Annotated in this window: 14 protein-coding genes and 1 pseudogene; 4 read left to right on the top strand and 11 right to left on the bottom strand. The window is 40.9% G+C overall.

Features of this window, described 5'->3' with window-relative positions; all coding sequences use genetic code 11:
• From ppk2 to MTF66_RS04175, 3 genes are all read right to left on the bottom strand, one after another.
• A complete protein-coding gene (gene ppk2, locus MTF66_RS04185; protein WP_248526512.1) occupies window positions 1-894 on the bottom strand; it encodes a polyphosphate kinase 2 in 894 nt (297 codons plus the stop codon).
• 496 nt (window positions 895-1,390) lie between these two features.
• A complete protein-coding gene (locus MTF66_RS04180) occupies window positions 1,391-2,059 on the bottom strand; it encodes a DUF2987 domain-containing protein (protein WP_248526511.1) in 669 nt (222 codons plus the stop codon).
• Window positions 2,052-2,870, bottom strand: coding sequence for a glucosaminidase domain-containing protein (locus MTF66_RS04175; RefSeq protein WP_058584850.1), 819 nt, complete (start codon window positions 2,868-2,870; stop codon window positions 2,052-2,054). The genes MTF66_RS04180 and MTF66_RS04175 overlap by 8 nt, the downstream gene beginning before the upstream one ends.
• 214 nt (window positions 2,871-3,084) lie before the next feature.
• Between MTF66_RS04175 and MTF66_RS04170 the strand changes: the two genes are divergently transcribed.
• Together MTF66_RS04170 and MTF66_RS04165 are read left to right on the top strand one after the other, a co-directional pair.
• Window positions 3,085-4,380, top strand: a complete 1,296-nt coding sequence (locus MTF66_RS04170) for an anti-phage deoxyguanosine triphosphatase (protein WP_248526510.1) — start codon at window positions 3,085-3,087, stop codon at window positions 4,378-4,380.
• Window positions 4,381-4,482: 102 nt separating this feature from the next.
• Window positions 4,483-5,574 (top strand): DUF481 domain-containing protein, encoded by a 1,092-nt coding sequence (locus tag MTF66_RS04165; protein ID WP_248526509.1) that lies wholly within the window; start codon window positions 4,483-4,485, stop codon window positions 5,572-5,574.
• 68 nt (window positions 5,575-5,642) lie between these two features.
• On the opposite strand, the gene MTF66_RS04160 is transcribed toward MTF66_RS04165, so the two are convergent.
• The 6 genes and pseudogenes from MTF66_RS04160 to MTF66_RS04135 all read right to left on the bottom strand — a co-directional run bounded on the left by MTF66_RS04160 (window position 5,643) and on the right by MTF66_RS04135 (window position 11,677).
• A complete protein-coding gene (locus MTF66_RS04160) occupies window positions 5,643-7,796 on the bottom strand; it encodes a prolyl oligopeptidase family protein (RefSeq protein ID WP_248526508.1) in 2,154 nt (717 codons plus the stop codon).
• 161 nt (window positions 7,797-7,957) lie between these two features.
• Window positions 7,958-8,959: pseudogene (locus MTF66_RS04155) on the bottom strand (branched-chain amino acid aminotransferase); the annotation flags it as partial.
• 178 nt (window positions 8,960-9,137) lie between these two features.
• Window positions 9,138-9,926, bottom strand: a complete 789-nt coding sequence (locus MTF66_RS04150) for an SDR family oxidoreductase (protein WP_054561314.1) — start codon at window positions 9,924-9,926, stop codon at window positions 9,138-9,140.
• Between the two features lie 21 nt (window positions 9,927-9,947).
• On the bottom strand, window positions 9,948-10,451 hold the full coding sequence (locus tag MTF66_RS04145; protein WP_248526507.1) for a DUF962 domain-containing protein: 504 nt from the start codon (window positions 10,449-10,451) through the stop codon (window positions 9,948-9,950).
• A 104-nt stretch (window positions 10,452-10,555) separates the two neighbouring features.
• Window positions 10,556-10,960 carry a hypothetical protein gene (locus MTF66_RS04140; protein ID WP_248526506.1) on the bottom strand — a complete coding sequence of 135 codons (405 nt, stop codon included), beginning with the start codon at window positions 10,958-10,960 and terminating at the stop codon, window positions 10,556-10,558.
• 54 nt (window positions 10,961-11,014) lie between these two features.
• The gene (locus tag MTF66_RS04135) at window positions 11,015-11,677 is read right to left on the bottom strand and encodes a Crp/Fnr family transcriptional regulator (protein WP_130166474.1); all 663 of its coding nucleotides are present in this window, start codon (window positions 11,675-11,677) and stop codon (window positions 11,015-11,017) included.
• 54 nt (window positions 11,678-11,731) lie between these two features.
• On the opposite strand from MTF66_RS04135, the gene MTF66_RS04130 reads away from it, so the two are divergent.
• A complete protein-coding gene (locus MTF66_RS04130; protein ID WP_248526505.1) occupies window positions 11,732-13,021 on the top strand; it encodes an amidohydrolase in 1,290 nt (429 codons plus the stop codon).
• Between the two features lie 115 nt (window positions 13,022-13,136).
• On the top strand, window positions 13,137-13,766 hold the full coding sequence (locus MTF66_RS04125; RefSeq protein ID WP_248526504.1) for a trimeric intracellular cation channel family protein: 630 nt from the start codon (window positions 13,137-13,139) through the stop codon (window positions 13,764-13,766).
• Here the strand turns inward: MTF66_RS04125 and MTF66_RS04120 are convergent.
• Window positions 13,763-14,218 (bottom strand): GNAT family N-acetyltransferase, encoded by a 456-nt coding sequence (locus MTF66_RS04120; protein ID WP_248526503.1) that lies wholly within the window; start codon window positions 14,216-14,218, stop codon window positions 13,763-13,765. The genes MTF66_RS04125 and MTF66_RS04120 overlap by 4 nt on opposite strands.
• Window positions 14,205-16,271, bottom strand: coding sequence for an exodeoxyribonuclease V subunit alpha (gene recD, locus MTF66_RS04115; protein ID WP_248526916.1), 2,067 nt, complete (start codon window positions 16,269-16,271; stop codon window positions 14,205-14,207). Before recD ends, MTF66_RS04120 begins: the two co-directional genes overlap by 14 nt.
• Window positions 16,272-16,273: the final 2 nt, after the last annotated feature.

Genomic DNA, 16,273 nt, shown 5'->3' with positions numbered 1-16,273 from the left:
TTACTGACGTGCAGACATGCGGGTAGGCTCGGTGACAATAAGCGGGTCGAGACGATTCACAATTTCGTGATCTTTTTCTGGGTAATCCAAACAACTTAAAAAATGACGCATACAATTTATACGCCCGCGCTTTTTATCGTCAGAGCGAATTTGTGTCCAAGGTGCATCCTTAGTATGGGTATGAAACATCATGGCATCTTTGGCATCACTATAATCATGCCATTTAGCCAGTGATGCCATATCAACTGGGCTTAGCTTCCATTGTTTGAGCGGATCATTTTGGCGCGATTTAAAGCGTCTAAATTGCTCTTCTCTACTGACCGAAAACCAATATTTAAATAGCTTAATACCGCTATTCACCAACATACGTTCAAGTTGGGGTGTTTGACGCATAAACTCTAAATATTCGTGATCATCACAAAACCCCATTACCTTCTCAACACCGGCTCGGTTATACCAAGAACGGTCAAATAGTATAATTTCACCCTTGGTAGGTAGGTGGTTAATGTAACGCTGAAAGTACCATTGATCACGCTCTCTTGCAGAGGGTTTTTCTAAAGCCACTACGTGCGCCCCACGAGGGTTTAAATGCTCCATAAAGCGCTTAATAGTGCCACCTTTACCCGCCGCATCACGACCTTCAAATAAAATCACAATTTGCTGGTTGGTATCTTTTGCCCAGCCTTGCATTTTTAAAAGCTCGATTTGCAGTTCGTGTTTATGGCGCTCGTATTCAACTACGTCCATTTTGCGTTTATATGGGTATTTACCGTCAGCATTCCACTTTAAGCTTGGGTTTTTAACATTTAGATCAAAAACCACATCCTGCTTAGCATTAGCTTCGGCTAATTTCTGTTGTTTAACTGATACAGGTTCGACATTGAATGTCTGCATAACGACTCCTTTTAAACTATAACTACCTATATTGAGATCTTTATAGTTTTACTTTAAGCCAGTTATTGCTAAGTAATTTGATCTAAATCTATATTTTTAATTCTTGAAAAATCATTTAAAAATAGAAGGTTAGCACTTAATAATTAATTAAAAATAAGGATACTAAAATAAAATTAAACCTTTTATCTATAGCAAGAAACAACCAGTAAAAACTCATATCTTCATACTGTTTGCAGATCTAAAAACACGCTAATTCTTAAATGCACAGCAATACAAATAGTTAGAAAAGATATGAATTAAGGGAAATAATGAAGATAAAATAAACAGTAAAAGTAACTGCTCTGCTTACGATGAATTTCAAATTTTGATGCTAAACCAAAATACCGAGGCAACTCTTTAAAAAAAGAGACATAAGAACTATCTGCTTCACAACGAAAAAAGGACCTAATAAGGTCCCTTTTGTAGATGTTTAATCGCTTTTGCCAATATATGGACGCTATTTAACAATCCACGGTGTGGCACTGATGAGCTCAGCATGACTGCTAAGAACTGTTTTATCGTCTTGCCAGTCGTCTGTTACTTTTATTGAACAACGCTGCTCTTTACAGCTAACGTCATTTGCCGAAATAGCATCTTGGCCATTAAATTTAAGTACAACACCTTGTTGTTCAGGCAGTAAAAACCACATTAATTTGCTAACAAAAAAGCCTGACAAATCAGATAAAAGCTCGTCAAATTCTTCATTTAACGTATATAAGTTCGCTTTACTGAGTTCAAAATCAGCCAGATCCGTTGCTTCAATTTGTAACTTTAATTGGCATTCATGTTTTGGATTTTCTGGTTGAACAACTATTACGGCTTTATCTGTATCAAGCTGCTTATCGAATGGTAAAAGTAGTTGAGCCTTATCTGTATAAGTTAGGTCAAACTCTTGTTTTTCTGTAATTATTTTACCTGATTTAATTGTGCATACTTCGTTGCTTGCAATATCAGACAAATAAAAGTTAACTTGTGCGTATTGAAACTCGCCTTTATTAACAACTTTCAAACGATCGTAAAAGCCATCATAGGCAACAACAAATTCTGTTGCAGCGGCCTTTGAAGCAACTGCACCTAGCGCAACCGCGATGGTTGCTGCTTTTAACCATGGAAGGAGTTTATTCATCAAAGTAAGCTCTGTTTTGATTTATCATTTTATTTAATTCTTCAATGTACGCTTCACGTCGTTCAGAATAAGACAGCAAACCTTGTGTTAGCTTAGTTGCATCAATTGGCTTTTGCTGGCGACGTAAATCAGCACGAATTGATCTTAAATCTTTATACGCCGCATGGGTATTAATATTTTTAAAATAAGAGTTTACAGCAGCACGTACCGATTGAAATGCAGCCACTTCGTGAGCAGCTTCGTTGGCACGGCGACGAGGAACCATGCCACAGCCTTTTTTATAACACCACTGGCCGAAAAAGTTTAAGCCAATACGTGCAAAACGTGACGTACCCCATGCTGACTCATTAGCTGCTTGCATAAGCGCAAGCTCTTTAGGAATGATATCTACACGACGAAGTGCCTGGGTAAGCGATAAAGTATCTATGGTGGTAGGCAACTTGTAGCTATTCAGTATTTTTTTAATATCTGATTGCTGTTTGCTACTTAGTGGCTCATTGTACTCCAGCATCATGCGCGCGATTTCTAAAGTCGCACGTTGCTGTAGAATCTTTTTATTTTCGGCCTCAACATGAGGGCGAATAAAATCAAAAAATGCATGTTTCTTTTCTTTCACATCAGTAAAAGCTGCAAAATCTGGCAGTTTCACATTATGTAATGGCTTTTCTTTTTTGATTACGCGCTGGGTCCCTTTTGGCGTTGTCTGCGATTGTTCAGACCCACTTTCTACTACTTCTTTATCTACAAATGGCGATAACAACGCCCATGCAAAAAAAGCAGCAAGTAAAGCTCGAAAAACGTAATTAAGCATGTATTCTCTCATATAAACTACTACTCATGTGCGGTAACGTCACGCACACACAAAGGCGAAGTATACCAAAACCGTCTATTTTTGGCGAATTTGCCCTAAGAAAATTACCTAAACCTTTACCAAAATAGCGTGATTTAGCGCCAATTTACTCGCAATTTTCAAGCGCTTGCGTATACTGAAAAGCAAGCAAACGAGAAAAAGGTAGGTTTTTTTTATGTGCCAATCTTGGCAAGCTCGCATTATTGATCAACAAAAATATCGTCCAAACGATAACCGCTCAGCTTGGCAAGTTGACCGCTCTCGAATCATACACGCCGCAGCCTTTAGGCGGTTGCAGGCTAAAACCCAAATTATGGGTATTGGCTTAAATGATTTTTATAGAACCCGTCTGACCCATTCTTTAGAAGTTGCTCAAATTGGCAGTGGTTTATTACGTCATCTAAAAAAGCAGCACCCTGAATTTACGAATTTTCCGAGCGGTAGCCTACTCGAGACCCTATGTCTTGCTCATGATATTGGCCACCCTCCTTTTGGTCATGGTGGTGAAATAGCATTAAATTACATGATGCGCGAGCATGGTGGCTTTGAAGGTAACGCCCAAACATTAAGAATTGTGTCTAAGCTTGAGCCCTATTCAAATGGCTATGGCATGAACTTAACCAGACGCACCTTATTAGGTTTTATTAAATACCCAGCCTTTATTGATGATTTGTGGCACAGCATTCCACCTTTGACTGAGCAACGTAGTTTTATTAAAGCTGACCATTGGCGACCAGCCAAAGGCTTATATAAAGACGATAAAGATGTTTTCGATTGGATCATTGAGCCACTCTCTAATAATGATAAAGCGCTGCTGAGTAGTCATTATAAGGTTGATGAGTTTAGAGCTAAAACCCATTACAAATCGATAGACTCAGCAATTATGGAATTAGCTGACGATATTGCTTATGCCGTACATGATTTAGAAGATGCCATAGCCACCGAAGTTTTAACGCTGGCTGATTGGCAAAATCATGCCCTTGTACGATTACAAGAGCTTGACTCAGCGTGGCTAACTACCCATTTAAGCACGATAACCGCCAGACTCTTTTCTCATCACGAGTATGAGCGTAAAGACGCTATTGGTGAGTTGGTTAACACCTTTATTATTAACGCTCAGTTAGTTGTACAAAACGCAGATTTCGAATCTGAAATACTGCAGTACACAGTAAGCCTACCGGATGAATTTGCTGAAATTCTTAACGTGCTAAAACATTTTGTTTTTAAACGTTTAATTCGCGAGCCAAAGATGCAGCAAGTAGAATTTAAAGGGCAAAACCTGCTGATTGAGTTATTTAGTGCTTTTGCCAGCGACCCTATGCGCTTATTACCTGAAACAACCCAAGAAATGTGGCTAAATGCGCACCAGCAAGGTGATAATGCAATGCGCATAATATGTGACTACTTATCAGGGATGAGTGATGAATATGCTTATAAAACCTATCAGCGCTTGTTTTTGCCATCTGCTTAAGTAATTTTTTGAACAGCAGTTAAAATTGTTCTAAAATTAAACAGGTTATAGTAATAACAACCTCACCCCTTGAATGCATTTTATTTAACATGGATTGAAATAATGCTCAAAAAATACCTGCTTATTAGTGCTGCTGTTGCAAGCTCATTTGCTTGCTATAGTGCAGAATCACTTCCTGATCCGCTTCTTGAAGAACGCGGCATAATCATAAAAGATGCCACTCATTTCGATTGGGTACGGCTGAATTCGGGCGAATGGCTCAAAGGCGAGCTAGTCTCCATGTATGATAAAGAGATTGAGTTCGACAGTGATGTGCTCGACACACTAATTATTGATCGCGAAGATGTCTACATGATCATCTCAGATCGTCACCATACTGTGCGCTTTAATGATGGTAATGAGCTAAGCGGCACATTAAATATCTCTGGTGGTTATGTAAAAGTTGGCGAACAAGAAGCTAAATACCGTTATCGCGATTTAGTCTCTATTGCTCCTTCAGTTGAAAGCGAACTCAGTGCATGGACAGTGAAAATATCACTAGGTGCCGATATATCAAAAGGTAATACCGAGCAAACCGAATATTCGGCTCGTGCAGATATCAAGCGCCGTACGGCGTCTAGCCGTTTCCTCGCAGAGTTTTTAGGTTATCGCACCACCAGCGATGAGCAAGTCACTAAAAACAACATTCGCGCTAACGGTACCTTCGACTGGTTCCAGACCCAAAAAATGTATTACCGCCCTATCTTCTTTGAGTACTACCGTGATCCGTTTCAAAATATCGCTAACAAGTACACTGTGGGTGCCGGTGTTGGTTACTATGTAATGGATACCGATAAAACAGAATGGGATTTTTCAACAGGCCCTGCTTATCAAAAAACTGAGTTTGATACTGTCGCTACGGGTGAAGAAAAATCAAATTCATCTTGGTCATATTTTGTCGGCACTAATTACGAGCTAGAGGTCACCAAGAAAATTGATTTTACCTTTAATTATCGCTACCTAACTGCAAACAGTGATGCAGGTGGTGACTCTCAATATGCGATGGCTGCGTTTGAGTTTGAGATCACTGATGATATTGATTTTGATATGTCATTAGTATGGGACTATTTAGCTGACCCGATTGCCGATGAAAACGGTGTAGTACCAGAAAAAGAAGATTACAAAATGATTTTCGCGCTGGGTATCGATTTATAAACATCTCGATTATTCGATACAAAAACGCCGAGCTTAGCTCGGCGTTTTCATTTTAGTTAATAAATATCTTATAGCGATTTAACACCCATGTTATATAGGGTAAAGCCATAAATATCAGCGTATTGATCAATGATCTTACTTGTTGGTGTTCCTGCACCATGGCCTGCATTTGTTTCAATGCGAATAAGATACGGGTTTTGTTTCGCACCTTTTTCTTGTAGCTCTGCTGCAAACTTAAATGAATGCGCAGGCACAACACGGTCATCATGATCCCCTGTTGTTACTAAGGTTGCAGGGTAGCTAACACCCTCTTTTACATTGTGAACTGGTGAATAGCCTTTTAAGTACTCGAACATTTCTTTACTTTGTTCACTCGTACCGTAGTCATACGCCCAACCAGCACCCGCTGTAAAGGTGTGGTAACGCAGCATATCTAAAACACCTACAGCAGGAAGCGCAACTTTAAATAGCTCAGGGCGCTGTGTCATAACCGCACCAACTAATAAGCCACCATTTGAGCCACCACGAACCGCTAGGTAATCAGGTGAGCTGTATTGTTTTTCGTTTAAGTACTCAGCCGCAGCAATAAAGTCATCAAATACATTTTGTTTCTTAAGCTGTGTACCATTTACATGCCATTCTTTACCGTATTCGCCACCACCACGAATATTAGCAACAGCATAGATACCACCGTGCTCAAGCCATGCCGCAATTGTAGGGCTGTAGCTTGGTGTTAGGCTCACGTTAAAGCCACCATAACCATATAAAATAGTCGGATTTTTACCGTTAAGTTCGGTGCCCTTTTTGTACGAAATAATCATCGGAACTTTGGTGCCATCTTTTGATGTATAGAACACTTGTTCAGAGATGTATTCTTCGCTATTAAATTTAGCACCCGACTTGCGGTACACATCAGACTTACCTGATTCAACATCAAACGAATAGGTATTGCCTGGTGTAGTGTAATTAGTAAATGAGTAATACAGCGTTTGTGCATCGTGCTTACCGCTAAAGCCATATGCAGTACCCACACCTGGCAGGCTGATGTCACGCACCAATTTACCTGATTTATCGTATTGTTTTACTTGTGAAATCGCATCAACCATATACTTAGCAAAGAAGTAGTCACCACCTTTTGAAAGGCTAAGCACATTGTCAGTTTCTGGGATTAAATCTTGCCAATTTTCAGGGCTTGGATCAGCAGCATCAACAGTCACTACACGTTTATTTGGCGCATTTAAGTTAGTCACTAAATACAGTTTCGAGCCGTCATTATCAATAATTGAGGTATCTGAGTCAGTGTTATCTAAAATAGTCACTAGTTCGCTGTCAGGCTTAGTTAAATCTTTGATAAACAGTTTATTACCTGAAGTTGAAGTACTTGCAGCAATTATTAAATAACGATTATCACGGGTTACATCAGCACCAATATAACGATGTTTCTGAGCCTCTGTGCCACCATAAACTAATTGGTCATCTGCTTGTGCCGTGCCTAACTTATGGTAGTAAACTTTATGTTGATCTGTTTTTGCAGATAGCTCACTACCCTTTGGCTTATCGTAGCTCGAATAATAGAATCCTTCGTTGCCAAGCCAAGAGATACCGCTGAATTTTACATCGACTAATGCTTCTTCAATTGGTTGTTTAGTCGCTGTATCAATAATGATAATTTTACGCCAGTCACTGCCGCCTTCAGAGATTTGATAGGCCGCTAGCGTGCCGTCCTCTGTGAATGTTAAGCCCGACATTGAGGTTGTGCCGTCGCTGCTAAAAGTATTTGGATCTAAGAACACCTCAGCTTCTGAGTCACCTTTTTTACGATAAACTACATACTGATTTTGCAGACCATCGTTTTTATAAAAGTAGGTGTACTCACCCTCTTTAAATGGCGCTGTGACTTTTTCATAGTTCATCAACTTTTCAAGCGTAGTTTTTAGTTTATCGCGATACGGAATATTTTTTAGATAAGAAAAGGTAACGTCATTTTCGGCTTTAACCCACTGGGCTGTTTCGTCGCTCATATCGTCTTCTAACCAACGATACGGATCGGCTACTTTCTCACCGAAATATTCATCAACAACATTGCCTTTTTTAGTATCTGGATAATTCACAGCAGCTTTAACCTCTGCAGTTTTTACTGTTTGTTCTGTTTTTGTTGGGGTAGATTCACCGCAGCCCGCCAATGCAACAACAATTGCACATGCTAGTGTTTTCTTGATCATAATAAATTTACTTTTAGTTATTGTTAATAAAATGAAAGTAAAATTAAAGCATTAGAATGTCTAGTAATTTGCGGTTAAACACAGGAAGTGCTGTAAACCAATGTAAAAACAAAAAAGCCACGTAGTAACGTGGCTCTTCAAAGCATGTATTTGCTCAACGATTATACTTTTGTTAACCAGCCATGAGTATCTGCTGATTTACCCCATTGAATATCATTCAATGCTTGGCGTAATTTAGCAACTTTCTCACCTGGTTCACCCGACCCCACTTTAAACTCTTGGTCGTTATGAATAAGTGTGCCAACCGAGGTAAGTACCGCAGCGGTACCTGATAACGCAGCTTCAGTACCTGGTTTAGCGGCTCTTTCTAGTAACTCAGACACAGTAAAGTTACGCTCAGATACTGTCATACCTAAATCTTTAGCAATCGTTAAAATACTATTACGCGTCACACCGTGTAAGAATGTGCTATCAAGTGCTTTTGTGATGATTTCATCACCATCAATTAGAATGAAGTTTGCAGCACCAGTTTCTTGTACATCACCACCAGGGCAGAATAAAATTTGGTCTGCTTGATGCTCTGAGCGAGCTTCTAAGATTGGACCTAATGCACTTGCATAGTTACCACCACTTTTAACCATACCCATGTGTGGTGCACAGCGCATGCCGTCTTCTTCAAGTAATACACGTAATGCTGTAGCACCACCTGAGAAATAATCACCTACTGGCGAAAGTAATACATAAAGCAAGGAACTCATTGACGGTGCAGCCGCTTTACCAATTGCCGCTTCTGTACCAATGTGAGTTGGGCGAATATACATTGAACCCGGCGGTGTTGGTGTTTCGTCTGCGTACTCTTTTACAATGTCTTTGATCATTTGCTCAAGCATGCTTTCGTCAAAGTCAGGTAAGTTTAGTAACTTAGAGCTTTGTTTCATACGAGCAATGTTAGCATCCATACGAAAGATATAGACCGAGCCATCTTCGTGACGAAATGCTTTTAATCCTTCAAAACAGGTGCTTGAGTAATGTAATACGTGAGCACCCGCATGTAATTCGATTTTATCAGATGGGACCAGCGCGCTTTCACTCCATGAGTTATCAGCAAAACGTGCTTGGATCATTTGTGGCATAAATACAGTACCAAATGCGGCCATTGTTGTTCTCTCTTGTTTGGACTACTTTTACCCCATTGTATGCTAATCCATCCCCGTTTAACCATAGCAAACTAGTGCCTTTTATCGATTAAAGTGATAATAATCCGACCATTTGGTACAAAAAATGCGCAACCCAAGTTGCGCATTGTTTACTGAGAATCATTCGCTAACAAATGACTATAAATTATCTGTAGTTCATTTTTGCTGTGAGGCGATTAAAAAAGCCCGGGAAAAAACGCTTGATAGTCGGTGCTAAACCACTTATACCTTCACCAATAACAACTTCATCTTTCTCGGCTTCAATGGCTTTAATCATTTTTGCAGCCGCTTTTGCCACATCCATACCGTTTTCGATTGATTCCTCTGGCTTATTTTGCGGTTTACCTTGGCCATCTAACGAATTATGCGCAATGGCTGTTTTAATTGAACCCGGGCAAATAGTCAGGCAATTCACATTTTTGTCGGCTAGTTCAGCTCTTAAGCAATCCATAAAGCCGACAACCGCATACTTAGAACCCGAATACCCAGTTCTGAACTTTGAACCGACTTTACCAGCTACACTGCTAATTGATACCACCATGCCCATACCTTGCTTCACCATCTGTGGTACGACCGCCTTAGTTAAAGCAATCAAACCAAAGTAATTTACTTCCATCAGTTGGCGATAAACCGTAAATTCGTTTTCTAAAAATAGACTACGCTGCGACACCCCACCGTTATTGATAAGCACATCAATGCGGCCAATTCGCTCAATCACTGCAGGCATATCTTCAAGCAAGGCTTCGGGCTTTGCCAAATCAAGAGCGACCACATGATGATTACCGCCGAGTCTTGTATTAAGAGCGTTGAGTTTTTCCTCATTACGGGCAGACAGTACTAGCGTTGCCCCTTTTGCCGCCAATTGCTCACAAAGTGCCTCACCAATTCCAGAAGATGCCCCAGTAACCCAAACTGTTTTACCATTTAATTGCATGTGTGTTCCTTATTATTGTTGTTATGCTTTGTTAGGCCCTGCATGTTGTTCGATATGATCAGCAATATCTTTATAAAAACCAAGCATAATCAAGAACTCTGCTAATACAAATAAAGGCCCTATTACCAAACCAATTAAATCATCAACAAAAGCTGGCTTTTTACCTTCAAAATAGTGACCAATAAACTGAAACACCCAACCAACAACGAAACTGCCAACGCTCACAGCTAGCCATAACTCTGTTGAAAGCGACACCACAGGCTCAGCAGCAATGCTTAACAAACTTAAGCATACAGCCATAATTAACCCCATTGATAAGCTAAGCATTAAGTAATAAAGGCAGGTGAGTGCAATCACCACGGTTGCCAAGGAGATAACGGCAGGTTCAGAGATAAGCGTGACGCGTTGCAATAAACAAATAATTGCAAACACAATTAATGGAATGCCAATAAAGTGAGTGTAAATATTGCGTTTAGAACGGTGATAGAGGGCGTAATTTGTCAGTTGTCGTTTTAATGTTTTCATTGTTTTTCCTGCCAAAACTGTGTTCAAAATTCAGATTAGCAGAAAATTCACCAACAAGAATGTCAACTAGCCGACATTTAAAGTTGCTAGCTTAATCTCACACATTAAACCAACGCATCAATAACTTTGCCTTTTTCAGCTTCTGGTCGCATATCCATGCGTTCGCGACCTTTTTGATACTCTTCATCGAGCATCGCTTGCAGCTCATTCATTTTTTCTTGCAGTGCTTTAGTATCGGCACCTTGTTGTTGCATTTGTTCAGCAAGCTTCTCTATTTGCGCTTTTATTTCATCAATTTTCTCTTTATCAACCCCGAGCCGCTGATAAACCAAAGCTTCTTGAGCTTGTGCTAAAAAAGAGCTGGGCTCAGACTGCTTTTGTAAAAGTTGTTGTGCTGAAGATGCTGGCGCATGCATGGCTTTCACACCCTCAGTGCGAGCCGTTTGCGGCAGCTTAGCTGTAGCCGAAGCGTGATAAGGGCTATATTGATTATGAAATGTAATTGCCACAAGTTGTCTTCCATTTAAGCTTGATTACAACCTTGTAGCAATTTTGGTTCCAAGCTAGCATTGAGATTGCAATTTATCGATATCAATAATTTCAATCGTTTGATATTTAAGATTAATAATTGAATCAGCTTGCAGGGATTGTAATATTTGGTTAATGGTTTGGCGTGTTAAATAGGTCATATCGGCAAGTTGTTGCTGGGTAAGCGGCAAACAACTTTGGAGTGACGATTGATAAAGCATGCACAACCGCTTACTTACCTTTTGCTTTGCTGTAAGGAGTGCGTGATCTTCTAATGAGTCAAACAGGTTTCGCACTTTATTGGTAAGCAGAAGCCCAAAATCATGCCAATATGCAGGATGCTCTTGTAATAACTGAGTTAATGCCCGCTCAGGTACGTGTAAAAGTCGTACCGCAGTTTGAGCATACACATCGTGGGTCCGCTTACCACCATCAAACAGAGCAACTTCACCAAACCACATAGCACTGGTTACAAAACTGAGCACGGCTTCTTTGCCTTGGCTATTAACCCCAGAAACTCTAAGCACGCCATTAATAACACAATACAGACCGGTATTTTCATCACCACGCAAAAACAATGCATCACCCGCATTTAAGGTGATTAATTTAGCATTTTTTACTAGCTTGTCCCTAAATAATTGTGTGCGATTTTTAAACCATTTGTCTTGGTTAATTACCGAAAGGTCTTGTTCATTCAAGTGTTTATCCTTTACATTGTTGTAGTGTGCATACAAATAATAAAAGGATACGGGATGTTAAACAAACTACTTTCGACCAGCCTACTTCTCAGTGCTATTTCTACACCTGCATTTGCTAGTGATGTTAATACTGAACTTAAATCTGCCAATAAAAGTGTCAGCGAAAAAGTTATTAAATGGCGCCGTCATTTACACCAATACCCAGAGCTTAGTAACCGTGAGTTTGAAACAGCCAAATACGTGGCTAAGCATTTACGTTCGTTAGGCCTTGAGGTTCAAACAGGTGTGGCTCATACCGGTGTGGTTGCCAAACTTAAAGGGGGCAAAAAAGGCCCGCTTATTGCGCTACGTGCAGATATGGATGCACTACCTGTTAAAGAGCAAGTAGACTTACCTTTCGCGTCAACTCAAACAACAGAGTACAAAGGCAATACCGTTGGCGTAATGCATGCCTGTGGTCATGATAACCATGTGGCTATTTTAATGGCGGCAGCTGAGTCTTTAGTAAAAATTAAAGACCAACTAGCAGGTGATATTCTGTTTGTCTTTCAACCTGCTGAAGAAGGTGCTCCTGATGGCGAAGAAGGTGGTGCTGAGCTGATGCTTAAAGAAGGCTTATTTAAAGAAAAGCCAGAAGCCGTATTTGGTTTACACGTAACCAGCTCACTTAATACCGGACAAATCGGTTTTCGTGAAGGGCCGCTAATGGCCAGCGCCGACAAATTTACAATTACAGTAAAAGGTCGCCAAACTCACGGCTCACGCCCTTGGAATGGGGTTGACCCAATAGTGGCGTCATCACAAATTATCATGGCAACACAAACCATTGCCTCACGCCAAGTTGATGTAACCAAAGCGCCTTCTGTGGTTTCATTTGGTGCCATTAATGGCGGTGTGCGTAACAACATCATCCCTGATCAAGTTGAAATGGTTGGCACAATTCGTACCTTTGACCAAGAAATGCGTGCTGATATTAAAAAACGTCTAGCTAAAACCGCTGAGATGGTAGCTGAATCAGGTGGCGCAGAAGCGCATGTTCACATTGATCATGGCTACCCAGTAACAGTGAACGATGTTGAATTAACCAAGAAAATGACACCAACTCTTGCTGGTGTGGTTGGCAAAGAAAACCTGATCACAACGCCACTTATCACTGGTGCCGAAGACTTTAGTTACTACGCCTTAGAAACACCAGGCATGTTCTTTTTCTTAGGTGTCACACCAAAAGGCCAAGATGCGGTTACAGCACCTAGTAACCATTCACCACACTTTTTTGCAGACGAAAAAGCTTTACAGCTTGGCGTAAATGCAATGACGCAATTAGTGGTTGATTACCTAAAATAATAAAAATTTTCTTACCGGCGGGTGACATAACTACCCGCCCTATTTTTTAGCTGTTCAGCATCAATAAAGTTCATTTTGCTAGGGTTAGATTACTATAAACAGGTAAGGAAGCCCCATGACATCAGAATACTTTCATTTTTTAAGCATTATCGGTGTAGCGTTTTTTGCTATTTCTGGCACCTTGCTGGGCCATGAAAAAAGTGTCGGTGGTTTTGGTGTGGTGGTTGTTGCCACAGTCACAGCTCTGGGTGGTGGCACACTTCGAGACATATTGCTCAACAAACCAGTATTTTGGATAGCACAACCAGATTATTTGTACGCAACTTATATAGCCATATTCGCCTCTATTTTATCTATTCGTCACTTACCCGATTTAAGTAACTACAGCATGTTGTTAGTTGATGCCGTAGGGATGGCGATTTTCAACATTATTGGTATCGAAAAGGCACTGATTGAAGGGGCTGATATGGTTGTGGCTATCACTATGGGCATGACCACAGGTATTTTTGGTGGCCTGATGCGTGATGTGATCTGCCGAGAAGTGCCTTTAGTAATGGGCGAAGAACTTTATTCAACCGCTTGCTTATCTGGCGGGTTAACTTACGCGGCTTTATTCACCCTTGAGGTGAGTTATATTTGGTGCATTCTTGGCGCATTTGCTGTGACGGTATGTTTAAGATTAGGCGCCATACACTTTGGCTGGCAACCTAACCTGTTTCGTAAAAGAAGCTTTAAACGCTCTTAGCAAGTCATATAAATACAGCCATCGAGTGGCATGTCCGCTGGATACTGAGTTTGTATAAAACCCAGTTTTTCATAGGCTGTTTTAGCAAGGGTATTGTGGCTATACACAAACAACGACAAACTATCGCAGTTCAATTGCTGTTTGCCCTGCTCTCCTAGTAAATTAATCAACACTTTTGCAAGACCTTTACCACGTTCACTTGGCGCGATAACTAGCCGCCCTAAATGGCAACGACCTTCACGTAAATAATATTGCCCAAACCCTAACATCTGGCCTTCGTCATTAATCAACGCGAAGGAATTCAGCGCATCTAGGTTTAAATCTTTTCTAAAGCTTTGTGTATCAAATGGGTAATTAAAAAATGGCCCAGACCAAATACGCAGTTCAGCCTCTGAGTTAAACCAACCCATTAACTCGTTGAGTTGGTCACTCGTTACTTTAACTAGCTTCATGTTTTAACCTATCGTATAAACCCGATGCACGTGTAACAGATTTATTCATTGCCATGAGCAATACATTTTTATCGGCCACCAGCTCAAATGTGGTTTTCGCGCGGGTGATCCCCGTGTAAACCAATTGTCTGTTAATGCCCTGATTAGCCTGTTTTATTGGCGGTAAAATCATCGCTGTGTAAGCAAATTCAGAGCCTTGCGACTTATGAATTGTCATGGCATACACTTTGTCGTGAGCAGGTAAACGTGCGGGCGAAAAGGCACGAATATTTTCTTGTTCATCAACAAACATGGCTTTTAACTGACCTTGCTCATCGTGCATTAAAATACCGATGTCGCCATTAAACAGTTTTAGCTGGTAGTCGTTTTGGCTGATCATAATTGGCATACCCACGTAATGCCTTTGATATGGCGAGATTAAACCTTGTTGAGCCAGTGCTTTTTCAATACGCTGATTAAGGCTATTTACACCATAATCTCCCTCTCTGACTGCAGCTAACAACTGATAATGCGCAAATGCTTTATGCACACTGGCAACACTTGCCCCTTGCTGGATAAGCTGCAAATAATCGTGATATTGCAACGCCGCTTGTTGCACAAATTGCTCAATCGGTTTACTAATTACGCTGTAATTAAGTTTAAGGTCTTTAAAGCCACCTTGATTAATCGTTTGCTCAACGTAGCCTAGTAAGCCACTGTTATTGGTATTTACAGCTTGTGCTAATTGACCAATGCCGCTACTGCCATCAAAACGATAACTTTGCTGTAAAAACGCAATACAATCGTTAAGTACAAAATGACTGCTCGCCGCGGGTATTTCGCTCTGATCATTAAAACAAACGCGATTAAGCTGCGCTGCTCTTTCACTGCTGTAATCAGGCATTTTGCCAAGCTCTAAGCCTTGGCATAGATCGCTGAGAATACTGCCCGTATCAACCGAGGCTAATTGGTCTTTATCACCCAGTAAAATAAGTCTTGCATGGCTTGGAAGTGCCTCGATTAGTTTTGCCATAAGCGATAAATCTACCATCGATGCCTCATCAATGATCAGTACATCTAAATGCAGCGGATTACGCTTGTTATGGCGAAACTTATTGGTATGCGGAATAACGCCCAGTAAACGGTGAATCGTTTGCGCGCTGTCAGGAATAAGTGGCGCGATATTATCGGGGATCATACTAAGCTTTTGCTTTGCCCCTAAAATCGACTCGGTTAAACGCGCTGCCGCTTTACCTGTCGGTGCAACCAGCTTAATTGTTAGCGGCGCACTGGCATACAAAGATTGTAATATGGCTAGTAGCTTAGTTACAGTGGTGGTTTTACCTGTACCCGGGCCGCCAGTGATCACACTAAAGCCTTTTGTTGCGGCAATCGCACAGGCTACTTTTTGCCAGTTTAATGTTTTAATAGGATCGCTTGGGTTGGTTGTATGTTCACTGCTAGGAAAATACACCTCAAGTAATGACGTTAATGCGGCTTCATCAAGGATGAGTTCTTTCGTTGCTAAATGATGTAAACGCGAGGCCAGTGTGGTTTCGTACTCTGCCAATCGGGCAAAGTAAAGTTTATTCGCAAACAATAGCAGTGGTTTGTCGTCCCCGACACACTCAGCATTCATTAGTTTATCAACGGCTTCAGCAAGGCCAAATTCCATATCAAACGGGGTTAAAACATCAGGGGCTGCAATGCTGGCATCAGCTAGGCTTTGCTGTTTAATTTCAAACGGGTTTTGCCAGTTTATATTCACCAGCTCTAAACAACTGTGCTGACTTTGCTGCGCAGCCGCAAGTAATAAAATCAGGTAAAAAACTTCACTGTGCGCCGCTTCGTTACTCTCTATCAGTGTTTGTGAACCGGCTACTGTTTCTGTACCAGTCAATAGCTCTGCAAGTTTAACATCAACTAAGCGAATACGTTTTGCCTCAAGCAAATAACTCAGTAAAGGCTGCGTTTTAATCTCTGTGACAGGTAACACTGAATCGCTTTGGGCATGTTGTGCTGTCTGCTTATTCATTGGCTCGTTTGGCTCATGGTCATCAAAGCCGAATGTCATTT

The sequence above is a fragment of the Pseudoalteromonas sp. 2CM39R genome (genome assembly GCF_023161845.1).
Note: the sequence above shows the minus strand (reverse complement) of the source record. Positions and strands in the feature narration are given on the sequence as shown.

Bases quoted from the DNA above. Each gene is read 5' to 3' on its own strand.
- ppk2 (WP_248526512.1), bottom strand. From the start codon at position 894: ATGCAGACATTCAATGTCGAACCTGTATCAGTTAAACAACAGAAATTA.
- MTF66_RS04180 (WP_248526511.1), bottom strand. From the start codon at position 2,059: ATGAATAAACTCCTTCCATGGTTAAAAGCAGCAACCATCGCGGTTGCG.
- MTF66_RS04175 (WP_058584850.1), bottom strand. From the start codon at position 2,870: ATGCTTAATTACGTTTTTCGAGCTTTACTTGCTGCTTTTTTTGCATGG.
- MTF66_RS04170 (WP_248526510.1), top strand. From the start codon at position 3,085: ATGTGCCAATCTTGGCAAGCTCGCATTATTGATCAACAAAAATATCGT.
- MTF66_RS04165 (WP_248526509.1), top strand. From the start codon at position 4,483: ATGCTCAAAAAATACCTGCTTATTAGTGCTGCTGTTGCAAGCTCATTT.
- MTF66_RS04160 (WP_248526508.1), bottom strand. From the start codon at position 7,796: ATGATCAAGAAAACACTAGCATGTGCAATTGTTGTTGCATTGGCGGGC.
- MTF66_RS04150 (WP_054561314.1), bottom strand. From the start codon at position 9,926: ATGCAATTAAATGGTAAAACAGTTTGGGTTACTGGGGCATCTTCTGGA.
- MTF66_RS04145 (WP_248526507.1), bottom strand. From the start codon at position 10,451: ATGAAAACATTAAAACGACAACTGACAAATTACGCCCTCTATCACCGT.
- MTF66_RS04130 (WP_248526505.1), top strand. From the start codon at position 11,732: ATGTTAAACAAACTACTTTCGACCAGCCTACTTCTCAGTGCTATTTCT.
- MTF66_RS04125 (WP_248526504.1), top strand. From the start codon at position 13,137: ATGACATCAGAATACTTTCATTTTTTAAGCATTATCGGTGTAGCGTTT.
- MTF66_RS04120 (WP_248526503.1), bottom strand. From the start codon at position 14,218: ATGAAGCTAGTTAAAGTAACGAGTGACCAACTCAACGAGTTAATGGGT.
- recD (WP_248526916.1), bottom strand. From the start codon at position 16,271: ATGACATTCGGCTTTGATGACCATGAGCCAAACGAGCCAATGAATAAG.